Source organism: Desulfotomaculum copahuensis, assembly GCF_001655685.1.
GTDB classification, from domain to species: domain Bacteria; phylum Bacillota; class Desulfotomaculia; order Desulfotomaculales; family Desulfovirgulaceae; genus Desulfotomaculum_G; species Desulfotomaculum_G copahuensis.
Window position 1 is genome coordinate 123,710 of sequence record NZ_LYVF01000062.1, and the last position, 12,940, is coordinate 136,649.

Below are 12,940 nucleotides of genomic sequence, written 5' to 3' on the forward strand. Positions count from 1 at the left end.
TTGTCTTATACCATTAAAAAATCGGAAGAGCTGTTCGCCGCAGCCCGCAAGTATATGCCCGGCGGAGTGAACAGCCCGGTGCGCGCCTTTCAAGCCGTAGGCGGGCAACCGGTGTTCATCGCCCGGGGTGAGGGGGCCTGGCTGTACGATGTGGACGGCAACCGGTACATAGACTATGTTGGCTCCTGGGGGCCGCTGATCCTGGGCCACCGGCACCCGGAGGTGATCGCCGCCTTGCGGGACTGTCTGGAGACGGGCACCAGTTTTGGCGCTCCCACCGCACTGGAGACGGAACTGGCCAGAGAGATCGTCAGTGCCATTCCCTCCGTGGAAATGGTGCGCCTGGTCAATTCAGGCACCGAGGCCACCATGAGCGCCCTGCGCCTGGCCCGGGGATACACGGGCCGGAACAGGATCGTCAAATTCGAGGGTTGCTATCACGGCCACGCTGATTTTCTCTTGATCAAAGCCGGCTCGGGTGCGCTGACCCTGGGCGTGCCCACCAGCCCGGGCGTGCCGGCGGACACGGCGGCCAATACAATTAATGCCCCCTACAATGACCCGGACACGCTGGAGCAAATCTTTGCCGCCCATGGGCAGGACATCGCCGCTGTAATCGTCGAGCCGGTGGCCGGCAACATGGGCGTGGTGCCGCCGCAAGAAGGATTTTTGTCCTTTTTGCGGGAAATCACCCGCCGCTACGGCGCGCTGCTCATTTTTGACGAAGTGATGACCGGTTTCCGGGTAGCCTACGGCGGCGCCCAGGAGCGCTTCGGGATCAATCCCGACCTGACCTGTCTGGGCAAGATCATCGGCGGCGGCCTGCCGGTGGGCGCCTACGGCGGGAAAAGGGAAATCATGGAACGGGTGGCCCCGGCCGGTCCGGTCTACCAGGCCGGTACACTGTCCGGCAACCCCCTGGCGGTCACCGCCGGCCTGGCCACGCTGCGGATACTGCAGCACCCGGGGACATACGCAGAACTTGAGCGCAAATCCGCCCGGCTGGCTGACGGGCTGGCCCGGGCGGCGGCAGATGCCGGCGTACCGGTGACCTTGAACCGGGTGGGGGCGATGCTCTGCCTTTTCTTCACCGATCATCCGGTAACCGATTATGAAAGCGCCTGCCGGTCCAACACGGCCCGTTTCGCCGCCTTTTTCCGGACCATGCTGTCCGGAGGCGTTTACCTGGCCCCTTCACAGTTCGAGGCTGTATTCATCAGCCTGGCCCATAGCGGGGAACAAATCGACCGGACTGTGGAAGCGGCGCACAAGGCTTTTGCCGCCGCGGGGCGGATCGAATGATGATCTCCATTCCGTATGCGCCAAGTTGCGCTGCTGGAATCATTTTACCCTCTCATGGAAAAGCCTTTTAAAGCAGTTTTTAAACATCATCATAAAACATCTTGCTAAATAATGATAAATAATTTATAATCACAAGTAAAGATTTAGCAACTGTAGATTCCTGAGGGCAAGGGATACCTTTTCCTGCCGGAGGGATGTAAAAATTCATAGCCGGTCCTGCGCAGAAGGGTTTTTCCTGCCGGCAAGGGGCGCTCCGGGCATGACCAGGGCAAAGTCTGCTTTCGCGCGCCGGAAAGCGGACTTTTTCTTTACTCCTTATCGTCCCCGGAAAACGTAGGCGACAGCCGGCAGTCCAGTGCAAATGAAAAAACTTGAAACTTTTTTGGCAGAGGTGCAAGTATGGAAAGACGGATTGGGGTAATCGGTATTGCGGTGGAAAACAGGGAGCAGTCGGCCGCCCGGATCAATCAGATTTTAAGCGAATACGGCGCTCTGATCGTGGGCCGGATGGGTATCCCTTACCGGGAAAAGAACCTGTCCGTAATCGCTCTGATTGTGGACGGCAGCACGGACGAAATCGGCGCCTTGACCGGTAAAATCGGCAACATCCGGGGCGTGCAGGTGAAAACCGCCCTGGTTGCGAAGGGGTGAGCGGCATGTCATCAGCTACGCCGGAATACCATCCGCACGAAACGGCCGGGCCGTCCGGACCGGAAAAGTTCCCCGGTGAAACGGCTGCCCCGGCCCGCCCGGAGAAAGGCCACCCGGGCGAAATGCCCGCGCCTGTCCTTCCGGAAAAGGACGCCCTGGAGGAAACAACCGCGCCCGTCCGCCTGGAAAGGGACGCCCTGGGTGAACTGTCCGTCCCCGCCGGCGCCTACTACGGCATTCACAGCCTGCGTGCCGCCCGGAACTTCCCCGTATCGGGCCTTCCCGTGCACCCGGCGCTGCTCCGCGCCCTGGCCCTGGTCAAGCAGGCCGCTGCGGCGGCCAACGTTCACGCCGGCCTGCTGGACCCGGAAACCGCCGCCGCCATCGGCCGGGCGGCGGCCGAAGTGGCCGCCGGGAAATGGCTGGACCAGTTTATTGTGGACGCCCTGCAGGGCGGCGCCGGCACCTCCACCAACATGAACATGAACGAGGTGCTGGCCAACCGCGCGATTGAAATCCTGGGCGGGAACAAGGGAGATTACCGCCTGGTGCACCCAATCAACCATGTCAATCTGTCCCAGTCCACCAATGATGTTTATCCCACCGCCCTGAAGGTGGCCGCCATCCGCCTGGTGCTGGCCCTGAGTGAAGAACTGGCCCGCCTGCAGGGGGCGCTGCAGGCCAGGGAGGCCGAATTTGCCGGTGTGCTCAAGCTCGGACGTACCGAATTGCAGGACGCCGTACCGGTCACTCTGGGACAGGAATGCGGCGCCTGGGCGGAAGCGGTGGCCCGTGACCGCTGGCGCCTGTACAAGGTGGAAGAAAGGCTGCGCCAGGTCAATCTGGGCGGGACGGCGGTGGGCACCGGCCTGAACGCGCGCAAAAAGTATATTTTCCGGGTGGTCGAAGAACTGCGCACGCTTACCGGACTGGGACTGGCCCGGGCGGAAAATATGATCGACGCCACCCAGAACGCCGATGTTTTCGTGGAGGTGTCGGGTCTGGTCAAGGCTGCGGCGGTCAACCTGGCCAAAATCGCCGGCGACCTGCGCCTGCTCTCTTCCGGGCCGGCCGGCGGTCTGGGGGAAATCAACCTGCCTGCTGTGCAGGCCGGCTCTTCAATCATGCCCGGTAAAATCAACCCGGTGATCACGGAAATGGTCACCCAGGTAAGCTTCCAGGTGATCTGCTCCGATCAGGCGGTGACCCTGGCCGCCGCCTCCGGGCAACTGGAACTGAATGCCTTCCTGCCCCTGGTGGCGCACAACCTGCTTTCCGGCCTGGAGATGCTCGCCAACGCCGTTGCCATTTTCAACCGCCGCTGTATCGCCGGCATCACCGCCAACGAAGAAAACTGCCGGCGCTGGCTGCGGCAAAGCCGCTGTGAAGCAACCGCGCTGGTGCCGTACATCGGCTATGAACAGGCCGGCCGGCTGGTCGAAGCGGCGGCGGGAAAAAACCGGGACATCCGGGAAGCGGCGCTGGCGGCCGGCCTGTTTACAGCGGAAGAACTGGCGGCCGTCTTCGCGCCGGCCGAACTGACCCGGCCGGGTATCGCCGGCTCCCGCCGGCTGAAACATCGCCTGCCAACTCTTTGAAGAAAGGAAATACCGCCATGACGGAAACTGACGTATCCTTACCGGAAAAAGACGCCTTGAACCGCACCCCCCGGGGCGACCGCCTGCACATCGCCCTGTTCGGCCGGCGCAACGCCGGCAAATCAAGCCTGATCAACGCCCTGACCAGGCAGAATATCGCCATTGTTTCCGGCGTGCCGGGAACCACCACCGACCCGGTTTACAAATCGATGGAGATTCTGCCCATCGGACCGGTGGTGATCATCGACACGGCCGGCATTGACGACACGGGCGAACTGGGAGGGCTGCGCATTCAGAAAACACTGGCCGTGCTGGCCAAAACCGATATTTTGCTGCTCGTGCTGGATCCCTCCGGCGATATCGGCTCCTACGAACGGGAACTGATCACCCGGGCCGGAGAAAACAATGTGCCCGTGCTGGGAGTGATCAATAAGACCGATCTCCACCCGGAAGCGGCCCGGGACAGCCGGGCGGCCGCCCTGGGCATACCCCTGACGGCCGTCAGCGCACGTACGGGGGAGGGTATTGAGCAGCTGAAACAGGAGCTCATCCGGCATGCCCCCCGGGACTGGACCGCCCCCACCATCGCCGGCGATCTGGTTGACCCCGGGGACACGGTGGTGCTGGTGGTGCCCATTGACCTGGCCGCGCCCAAAGGCAGACTGATCCTGCCCCAGGTGCAGACCATCCGGGATCTTCTGGATCACGACGCCTGCGCCCTGGTGGTCAAGGAACGGGAATTGAAAAAGGCGCTGGCCGGGTTGAGCCGGCCGCCCCGACTGGTGATCACCGACTCCCAGGCCTTCTTGAAAGTGGATGCCGATACGCCGCCGGGGGTGCTGATGACTTCATTCTCCATACTTTTTGCCCGCTACAAGGGGGATCTGGAAATCCTGACGGCCGGGGCGCTGGCTGTGGACAGCCTGCACCCGGGGGACCGGGTGCTCATTTCCGAAGCCTGCACCCACCACCGGGTGGAAGATGACATCGGAACGGTGAAAATCCCCCGCTGGCTCCGGCAGCGGGTGGGCGGACAGCTGGAGTTCAACTGGGTGAGCGGCCTGGAACTGCCGGCGGATCTGGACGGTTACAAACTAATCGTGCACTGCGGCGCCTGCATGATCAACCGCAAGGAAATGCTGCACCGGTTGATGCAGGCCAACCGGGCCGGAGTACCGGTGGTCAACTACGGAGTGTTGATCGCCTATCTGCACGGCATTTTGCCCCGGGCGCTGGAACCATTCCCGGCCGCCCGGCAGCTACTGGAGGAAGGGGACGGCCTGTGAGCGAGCGTACCGGCTGCCGGACAACTACAACTGCCGCCCCGGCCGAACCGGAAGTGGCTGCCGTACTGTCCGGAGCACTGACAGACAGCAGCACGCTTTCCCGCGACGGTGTGCTCACCCTGCTGCAGGCCGGCCCGGCGGAGACACAGGCGCTTTTTGCCGCCGCCGATCTGGTCCGCGGCCGCAACCTGGGCGGGGAAGTGCACCTGCGCGGGATAATCGAGTTTTCCAACTGCTGTGTAAATAACTGCCGTTACTGCGGACTGCGCCGGGACAACGGAAAAGTGGCACGCTACCGGCTGGAGCCGGCGGAAATCCTGGCCGCCGCCCGGGAGGCGGCCGCCCTGGGCGTACAAACCATCGTCCTGCAGTCGGGGGAAGATCCCTGTTACACCGCGGATATGCTGGCCGGCATCATTCAGCGGCTGAAAGAAGAACTGGCGGTGGCCGTGACCCTCTCCGTGGGCGACCGCTCAAAGGATGATTACCGCCTGTTGCGCCGGGCCGGGGCGGACCGCTACTTGTTAAAGCACGAAACCGCCGCTCCTGGACTGTTCGCCCGGCTGCGTCCGGGCACCACCCTGACGGGCCGGCTCAAACACCTGCACTGGCTGAAAGAATTGGGCTACCAGGTGGGATCTGGCAACATGGTCGGCCTGCCGGGGCAGACACTGTCTATTCTGGCTGAAGATATCATGCTGCTAAAAGAACTGGGGGTGGAGATGGCCGGCATCGGCCCGTTCATTCCCCACCCGGATACGCCGCTGGCCGGTCACCCGGCGGGCGATCTGGACCTGACACTCAAGGCGCTGGCGGTAACCCGGCTGCTGCTGCCGCAAACCCACCTGCCGGCCACCACCGCCCTGGGCAGCATTCACCCGGATGGACGGCGGCGGGGACTCTTGTGCGGCGCCAATGTGATCATGCCCAATGTGACGCCGCTGGCCTACCGCGCACGCTACCAGATTTACCCCGGCAAAACCGGCCTGCATACACCGCCGTTGGAATCCGTAAACGCCGCCAAAACACTGATACAATCCCTGGACCGGCAGGTGGGCGCCGGCTACGGTCATGCTTGCGCCGTTAAACCGGGGACAAATAAAAAATGCCGGCTCGACGGCCCCGGGGAAAGAGCGCCGGGCGGCCGGGAAAACTTGTGATCTCCCGCTCATCCCGGCTCCGCCCGGATTCAATTTTCCGGAACCGCCAATTGCATAGCGAACAAGATGGCACCAGGGGCACGCTCCGGCGCCGCTTTGTCCGGCCGGGTTGGTCCGGACGCTGCTATTTTTCATTTCCCAACAAAAAGTTGTTTGACAGACCGCCAAGATAAATGATATAACATAAATAGCATGTGAATTTTATAACATTACCACAAGGAACAATGTAAACTTTATCGCATAGATTCCGCAACCAAAGGAGGCGAACTTGGTGAAAACTCTACGTGTGCCGGAAGCCACCGTCACCAGGTTGTCCGTATATTCCCGTTTTCTGGAACGGCTGGACCGCAACGGCATCACCACCGTTTCATCAGGCGAAATCGCTGAAGGGGTGGGGGTCAGCCCGGCCCAGGTACGCAAGGACCTGGCTTACTTCGGTGAATTCGGTACCCGGGGTGTGGGCTATAACGTCAAGGACTTGATGCGTTATACCAAAAAAATCCTGGGCCTGGATCAAAAATGGGGCTTGATTCTGGTGGGTGCCGGGAACCTCGGTTTTGCGCTGTGCACCTACAAGGGCTTTAACAGCCGCGGATTCAGCATTGTCGGGGTATTCGACAACGATTTAACCAAAATCGGCAAAAAAATTGCCGAACTGGAAGTGCTGCCCACGGAAAAAATGCCCGAGATCATCAACAAATACAACGCGCGCATCGGCATCATCGCCGTACCGCCCCGGGCGGCCCAGGAAGTGGCCGATTTGATGGTGAAAAACGGCATGGAAGCCATCCTCAATTTTGCCCCGGTGGCCCTGAACCTGCCGGAGGGTATTGAACTGCGCAATGTGGACCTGTCGGTGAAACTGGAAATCCTCACTTTCAATCTGGGCTTCCGCTCGGCACAGAGCCTGTAAGAGGTGAACGCTGGATGGACACGCTGACAACCTTGACTGTAAACACCGGCGGACGCGCTGAGCTGGTGGATATCACGGCGCAGGTGCGGCAGGCGGTTGCCGGCCGTGATGTCCGGGAGGGTGTTTGTCACCTTTTCGTCCCCCATACCACCGCCGGCATCACGATCAACGAACACACCGATCCTACCGTGGCCCGGGACATCCTGGCCGCCCTGGAAAAGCTGGTTCCCTGGACGGGTGATTACCATCACGGGGAAGGGAATTCGGCCGCCCACATCAAGGCCGGCCTGACCGGTTCCGGCCTGACGGTGCCAATCAGCGGCGGACGGCTGGTCCTGGGCACCTGGCAGGGCATTTTCCTGTGCGAATTCGACGGACCCCGGCAGCGCCGGGTAATCGTGAAAATAATAGCCGCTTAAAAGTCAAAACGGGACAAATCTCTTTCGCCCGACAGCCCACCCGGTTCCTCATCCACCACCGCAAGCTCTTTCCCGGCCGGCTTTTCCCGTCTTCCGGCCGGCGTTTCAGCTTCCGGCGGCTTTTCCCGCGGCAGCAGGCCGGCCAGTTTTTCCCCCACCAGTTCCACATCCTGCTGGTATTTCAAAAGTATATCCAGCGTACCGGCCACCACCGCCGGATCCAGTTGCTCCGCCCCCAGCAGCAACAGGGCGTGCGCCCAGTCCAGGGTTTCGGCAATGCTGGGTCCTTTTTTGAGCGGCAAACGGCGCAGGGTATGAACAAACTCAACCGCCTGCGCGGCCAGACGGCGGTCAAGGCCGGGCACTTTCAGGGCGATGATGGCCTGTTCCTGTTCTTCGCCGGGGTAGGGCAGATAGAGGTGCAGACAGCGCCGCTTCAAGGCATCGCTCAATTCCCGGCTGTTGTTGCTGGTCAGCACGGTGAGGGGTATGTGCCCGGCATGCACGGTACCCAGCTCGGGTATGGACAACTGGAAATCGGACAACGCTTCCAGTAAAAAGCTTTCCAGTTCCTCATCGCTTTTGTCCACCTCATCGATCAACAGCACCACCGGCCTTCCGGCCAGAAAGGCGCGCAGCACCGGCCGGCCAAGCAGGAATTCCGGCGTATAGATATCCTGCCGGATTTTCTCCCAGCCGGCTTTTTCCCCGGCCCGGGACTGGATGTAAAGCAGCTGCTTTTGATAATTCCACTCGTAAAGCGCCCGGGCCTCATCCAGCCCGGGATAACACTGCAAGCGCACCAACTCCGTATTTAACGCCCCGGCAAGCGCCCGGGCCAATCCGGTTTTCCCCGCCCCGGCCGGCCCTTCCACCAGCAGGGGCTTGCCCAGACGGACGGCCAGGAAGACGGTGGTGGCGGACGCCCGGCTGATCAAATATTGCTGTTTCACCAACGCGCTGATTATGCTTTCTATGCTCTTGAAAACGTCCATGAATACGCCCATCCTTTGCCATTTCAAACCGGCGCCAACCGGCCCGTTTCACCGCCACAAAACGGTTTGCCCTTCTTTGCGCCGTTATCACCCCGGACACGCCTTCCGCCAACAATCTTTTTTGATTACTGTCACACCGCCGCAAGCGGAACTTTTCACACCGTCCGGAGCTGGCACCGGGCCTTTATGGTCACCGGCCAAATCAAAAGCAGGCCCGGATCCGCTTATATCTTACCACAAAAAATAATTTCCCGGCAGACGATCCGCTTTTTACAAGTTGAAGTTATGGAGCCGGAATCCGTGCTGTGATACAATGAAAGCAGCAAAAATAACGGAGGGCCGCACGTGCGCATTGAAATTTTAACCCGGCAAATGGAGAAAAAGGCTGCATTGCTCACTTTATGGGCTGCCGAGCCGTCTTTTTACGCCGCCGGCGATAAAATCACACTGCCCGGAATGGAAGTGGATGCCGGACCGGATTACCTGCTTTTAACCACGGATCGCTGGGAAATGGCTGAACAAGCGGTGCCGCTGCTTTTTTCCATCGCCCCCGCCGCTTACGCTCCGGCCTTGTCCGAACTGTCAACCGACCTGAAAATACTGGTCACCGCCGCCGCCCGCCCCCTGCCTGAAATCATCCAGTGCCTGGACGTGCTGGAACATCTGGATGTGGAAAGGGGGGAACTGGCCGGTCATTACAGGCGCCAATGGCATTCGCGCGACGTCTCCGTTACCGCACCGGTTTCACTGATGGTGCAGGGCGGTGTGGCGGTGGCCAAAATCAAATTCAGCACCCATTTCCGGGACAGTGAACACCACTGCCGGCAGTTGCTGGAGCAGGTTTCCCTGCGCCGGCTGCTGACTGTTTTCACCACCGAAACAAGCCGGCGGCAACCTCCGCGAACCGCTCCCCCGGCCATAACAAACCGGGTGCCGGTCACGCCGGAAAACTGCAGCCGCTTTTTAAACTGCTGCCCGGGAACCGTGCGCTATCTGGCGGAGCCGGAAGCCTACCGGGTGCAGTTTGACGGCCAAAACCATCTCACTTTTCAGTCCGGCCGGGATAAAGAGATACTGCTGGATATATATCTGGAAGATCCGGACTGCCTGACCGTCAAACTGGTGGAACAGTTGAAAAGCATATTACAGGTGAAAGAATTGACCCTGCAATGTGTGGTTTCAGGTTTAACCCTTGAGCCGCAACAGCTGCTGGGCAAGCTGAAATTTCAAAAAGAGCCGGAATACTATCTGTTCAGCCGGCGGGATGATTTTTTAGCCCGCTACGATATTAAAAAGCGTGAAATGACGCTCACGGCTGTGGTCGCTTTATCCCCGGAGAACGTAACCGGCCGGTTGAAACAGCTATACCGCGCCATGGAACAACTCACCGGGGAGGTCCTGGCCTGTGGCGCCTGAGATCTTTCCCGCCCGGCCCCGTTCTGTTTTTATTGACATTGTGGGCCTCCGCTCCGGACGGTTTGCCGCCACGCAAACGGCTAATTGTTCAGCGTACATGACGCAGCGGGCAAAGGCGCAAGACACAGACCCCGTCCGGGATGGCGGCCGGTATTCCGCAGCCTGCGCCGGGACGGGCGTTAATCCAAAGGACGGATGATTTCTAATGATAAAGGATCTGACATCTTTTGTCCGCTTGCTGCGCCGGGCCGGTTTGCCGGTGTCCCCGGGGGAACTGCTGGATTTATGCCGGGCACTGGAATTGCTGACGCCGTCACGGGAAAACATGCTGCTGGCCATGCAGGCCACGCTGGTCAAGGAAGCCGGCCGGCAGGCGACGCTGGAAAAGCTTTTCGACTATTACTTTTCCGCCCCGGACCGGGGCGGAATGGAGGCAGTCAACCAGCCGGCGGGCGGAATGCCGGGTGAACCGGCACCGTTGTCCGGACCGCGCCGTTATACAAATACACCCTGCCCGCCCCGCGGACAGGGCATGCCTTCCGCCGCCGGCATACCACCGGTGGACCGCCGGCCCCGTCTTTCCGGGGATGAATTCAACGCCCGCCTGGCCGGCATGAAGGATTGGCTGCGCCGGGAAACAGCCCGGCCGCCGTTACCCGGTGCAGGCAACTGTGCCGGCGGGCCGGGGCGGGGCGGCGGGGCGGGCGCCGGACGCACCGGCGCATCCCGGGGCCGTGCGAACCCGGCGGCGGAAGAGCGCGGTTCCTGCGCCTGGTTGGCACAAGGCCTGCCGGCCATGCTCCAGCGGGGCGAACCGGATGAAATGGCCGCCCTGGCCGGCGAAGCGCTGAAATTTCTGAATACGGCGGAGAGCGGGGAGGAGAACCTGGCGGCAGCCTTGTGCCGGGTGAAGGTTCACCTTAACTGGGCGCAAGTTGAAGACATGCTCGCCCGGGGAACGGGGATGAGGGAAGCGCAGCAACTGCGCGGCCGGGAAAATCTGGCCCGGTTGGAAGCCCTGCTGCGGCGGCAACTGGAAAAGGAATGGTTGCATCGCCACGGTTCGGCACTGGAAGCAGTCGCCGAACGGGAAAACCTGTCCGCACTGGATTTCGCCCGTCTGGACAACAGCCGGCTAAACGAGATGAGACGACTGCTGGTGCGCCTGGGCCGCCGTCTGGCCACCCGCCCGGGTTACCGCCGCGCACCATCCCGCCGCGGACCGGTGGATATGCGCCGCACCGTGCGCCTGGCCGTTGCCACTGCGGGCGTACCGCTGATTCTTTACTGTCAGAAGCGCCTGCCGCAGCGTCCGGAACTAATCGTGTTGTGCGATTTTTCCGGTTCCGTGGCCCCTTACAGCCGGTTCATGCTATTGCTCATCTACGCCATGCAGCACAAATTCCGCCCGGTGCGTACTTTTGCCTTTGTGGATGCCGTGGCCGAAATTACCGCTCATCTAAAGGAACCCGATCAGGACCGGGCCGTACGCAATATTATCCGCCGCACGGGCATCTGGCAAACGGGATTTTCCGATTACGGCGCGGTGTGGGAACAATTTCTGCGCTTTTATGCCGGTGCTGTCAACAACAAAACCACCCTGCTGGTGCTGGGGGACGCCCGCAATAATTATAAACCGCCTGGCACGGAAAACTTCCGGGAAATCTGCCGGCGCGCCCGGCGGGTGATCTGGCTCAACCCGGCACCGGAGGAAAAGTGGGAGCGGGAAGACAGCGTCCTGAGTCTTTACGCCCCTTATTGCCGGCGTGTTTACCCCTGCCGCAACCTCGCCCAGCTGACGCGCATCGCCCGGGATGCATTCTGAGCGATAGCTTTTTCCGCCGGATTTCTCAAAATTACAGCTTGACAGACCGGTACGCATGGTGTATATTAATTAACTGTAACGGCGGTTTGCGCACCGCCGGGCAAGCGGAAGGCAGGAAAAAAACCTTGCCAGACAGCCGGATAAATGCTATAATAACAATTGCCATTAAAAATTGAACAGCTTGCGGCAGTGGCGGAATTGGCAGACGCGTAAGATTCAGGTTCTTATGGGCGTAACGCCCGTGGAGGTTCAAGTCCTCTCTGCCGCACCAAACCTGAAAAGCCAAGCCCGGCAAGGTTTCTTAAAACAAGAGGAAATCCTGCCGGGCTGATTTATTTTTTACTCCATGTGACGGTTATCTTATGGAGCAGAAAAAATGGAAACAGAAGGCCGGATTGGGCATGCGCCGGACGGCCGGTTTTTTCCCTTGAACAACTGGCCGGGGAAAGCAATCTGTTGTATAATACATCCGTATATTTTATACCAGGGAGTGTGTACGTGCATGAAAATACTCGTTCCGGTCGATGGTTCGGCAAGCTCCATGCGGGCGGCGGAACATGTGCTCCAGATGGCCCGAAACCACCCGGAGGCGGAAGTGACGCTGCTTGCCGTGGCCTGTAGTTTTGACGCGATATATTTTGCGGGTGAGATGATCAGCGAAACCTGGCTAAGCGAGGAATGCCGCAAACGCTTCGCCCAGAAACTGAACCAGGCCGCCAAAATATTCAGCGATGCCGGGCTGCCGGTAAAAACAGTATTGCTCACCGGCAACCCGGGCAGTGAAATTGTCAAATACATTCAGGACGAAGGCATGGACGAAGTGGTGATGGGCAGTCGCGGTCACAACCCGCTTGCCGCCATGGCGCTGGGCAGCGTGACATACAAAGTGCTTCATCATGTCAAAATTCCGGTTACCGTGATTAAATAGTTGTGCAGGGAAATGTCAAAACGGCATACCATAAATGGAAATGTGATTGAGAACCGCCGCTGATGTTGGCGGCAAGGTTACCCTGGTCTAGTTAGCAGTTGACTGATTCGTTAAACAATGCTAAACTTTCATCATGAAGGATCAACTGGAAAATTACCTTCCAATGCGTAAAGCATGTGAAATTCTCGGCGTGGTGCCGATGACCCTGCGCCGGTGGGAAAAAGCCGGCAAAATCCAATGCATCCGCACACCCTCCGGTCAGCGCCGGTATCCGCGCAGCGAGATCTTGCGCCTTTTGGGCGAAAACCAGCCCCGGGGCAACCGGGTGGTTATCTACGTAATGAAAAACGCAAAGGTCTGGACCGCATATTCAAAATGGCCCGCGAAGGCAAAATCGATCTGGTAATCATTGAGTTTAAAGACAGACTGGCCAGGTTCGGCTACAAT

At 60.0% G+C, this 12,940-nt stretch carries 12 protein-coding genes and 1 tRNA gene; 12 read left to right on the plus strand and 1 reads right to left on the minus strand.

Going from position 1 to position 12,940, the window contains the following annotated elements; genetic code table 11:
- From hemL to A6M21_RS05535, 7 genes are all read left to right on the plus strand, one after another.
- Positions 1 to 1,302, plus strand: a complete 1,302-nt coding sequence (gene hemL / locus A6M21_RS05505) for a glutamate-1-semialdehyde 2,1-aminomutase (protein ID WP_078060418.1) — start codon at positions 1 to 3, stop codon at positions 1,300 to 1,302.
- A gap of 399 nt (positions 1,303 to 1,701) precedes the next feature.
- Entirely contained in the window at positions 1,702 to 1,953 is a 252-nt protein-coding gene (locus A6M21_RS05510) for a TM1266 family iron-only hydrogenase system putative regulator (RefSeq protein ID WP_066666870.1), read from the plus strand.
- Between the two features lie 122 nt (positions 1,954 to 2,075).
- Complete coding sequence (locus A6M21_RS05515) at positions 2,076 to 3,551, plus strand: aspartate ammonia-lyase (RefSeq protein ID WP_066666898.1); 1,476 nt, start codon at positions 2,076 to 2,078, stop codon at positions 3,549 to 3,551.
- A gap of 17 nt (positions 3,552 to 3,568) precedes the next feature.
- Positions 3,569 to 4,837, plus strand: coding sequence for a [FeFe] hydrogenase H-cluster maturation GTPase HydF (gene hydF, locus A6M21_RS05520; RefSeq protein WP_066666899.1), 1,269 nt, complete (start codon positions 3,569 to 3,571; stop codon positions 4,835 to 4,837).
- Positions 4,834 to 5,997: a [FeFe] hydrogenase H-cluster radical SAM maturase HydE gene (gene hydE, locus A6M21_RS05525; protein ID WP_066666871.1), complete on the plus strand. Its 1,164-nt coding sequence runs from the start codon at positions 4,834 to 4,836 to the stop codon at positions 5,995 to 5,997. Before hydF ends, hydE begins: the two co-directional genes overlap by 4 nt.
- 271 nt (positions 5,998 to 6,268) lie before the next feature.
- The gene (locus A6M21_RS05530) at positions 6,269 to 6,910 is read left to right on the plus strand and encodes a redox-sensing transcriptional repressor Rex (RefSeq protein WP_066666872.1); all 642 of its coding nucleotides are present in this window, start codon (positions 6,269 to 6,271) and stop codon (positions 6,908 to 6,910) included.
- A 14-nt stretch (positions 6,911 to 6,924) separates the two neighbouring features.
- A complete protein-coding gene (locus tag A6M21_RS05535) occupies positions 6,925 to 7,329 on the plus strand; it encodes a secondary thiamine-phosphate synthase enzyme YjbQ (protein WP_066666873.1) in 405 nt (134 codons plus the stop codon).
- On the opposite strand, the gene A6M21_RS05540 is transcribed toward A6M21_RS05535, so the two are convergent.
- Positions 7,326 to 8,324, minus strand: a complete 999-nt coding sequence (locus A6M21_RS05540; RefSeq protein ID WP_066666900.1) for an AAA family ATPase — start codon at positions 8,322 to 8,324, stop codon at positions 7,326 to 7,328. The genes A6M21_RS05535 and A6M21_RS05540 overlap by 4 nt on opposite strands.
- 345 nt (positions 8,325 to 8,669) lie before the next feature.
- Here A6M21_RS05540 and A6M21_RS05545 point away from each other — a divergent pair, with 345 nt between their 5' ends.
- The 5 genes from A6M21_RS05545 to A6M21_RS05570 all read left to right on the plus strand — a co-directional run bounded on the left by A6M21_RS05545 (position 8,670) and on the right by A6M21_RS05570 (position 12,899).
- Positions 8,670 to 9,740 (plus strand): hypothetical protein, encoded by a 1,071-nt coding sequence (locus A6M21_RS05545; RefSeq protein WP_066666874.1) that lies wholly within the window; start codon positions 8,670 to 8,672, stop codon positions 9,738 to 9,740.
- 205 nt (positions 9,741 to 9,945) lie between these two features.
- Positions 9,946 to 11,565 (plus strand): VWA domain-containing protein, encoded by a 1,620-nt coding sequence (locus A6M21_RS05555; RefSeq protein WP_066666876.1) that lies wholly within the window; start codon positions 9,946 to 9,948, stop codon positions 11,563 to 11,565.
- A 183-nt stretch (positions 11,566 to 11,748) separates the two neighbouring features.
- Positions 11,749 to 11,836: transfer RNA gene (locus A6M21_RS05560), tRNA-Leu, on the plus strand.
- 231 nt (positions 11,837 to 12,067) lie between these two features.
- Positions 12,068 to 12,493: a universal stress protein gene (locus A6M21_RS05565; protein ID WP_161486010.1), complete on the plus strand. Its 426-nt coding sequence runs from the start codon at positions 12,068 to 12,070 to the stop codon at positions 12,491 to 12,493.
- 199 nt (positions 12,494 to 12,692) lie between these two features.
- Complete coding sequence (locus tag A6M21_RS05570) at positions 12,693 to 12,899, plus strand: MerR family DNA-binding transcriptional regulator (RefSeq protein ID WP_242868776.1); 207 nt, start codon at positions 12,693 to 12,695, stop codon at positions 12,897 to 12,899.
- Positions 12,900 to 12,940 lie beyond the last annotated feature (41 nt).

Excerpts from the sequence above, each read along its gene's own strand:
- A6M21_RS05515 (WP_066666898.1), top strand. The coding sequence starts at position 2,076 with ATGCCCGCGCCTGTCCTTCCGGAAAAGGACGCCCTGGAGGAAACAACC.
- A6M21_RS05510 (WP_066666870.1), top strand. The coding sequence starts at position 1,702 with ATGGAAAGACGGATTGGGGTAATCGGTATTGCGGTGGAAAACAGGGAG.
- A6M21_RS05540 (WP_066666900.1), bottom strand. The coding sequence starts at position 8,324 with ATGGACGTTTTCAAGAGCATAGAAAGCATAATCAGCGCGTTGGTGAAA.
- A6M21_RS05565 (WP_161486010.1), top strand. The coding sequence starts at position 12,068 with ATGAAAATACTCGTTCCGGTCGATGGTTCGGCAAGCTCCATGCGGGCG.
- A6M21_RS05535 (WP_066666873.1), top strand. The coding sequence starts at position 6,925 with ATGGACACGCTGACAACCTTGACTGTAAACACCGGCGGACGCGCTGAG.
- A6M21_RS05570 (WP_242868776.1), top strand. The coding sequence starts at position 12,693 with ATGACCCTGCGCCGGTGGGAAAAAGCCGGCAAAATCCAATGCATCCGC.
- A6M21_RS05555 (WP_066666876.1), top strand. The coding sequence starts at position 9,946 with ATGATAAAGGATCTGACATCTTTTGTCCGCTTGCTGCGCCGGGCCGGT.
- hydF (WP_066666899.1), top strand. The coding sequence starts at position 3,569 with ATGACGGAAACTGACGTATCCTTACCGGAAAAAGACGCCTTGAACCGC.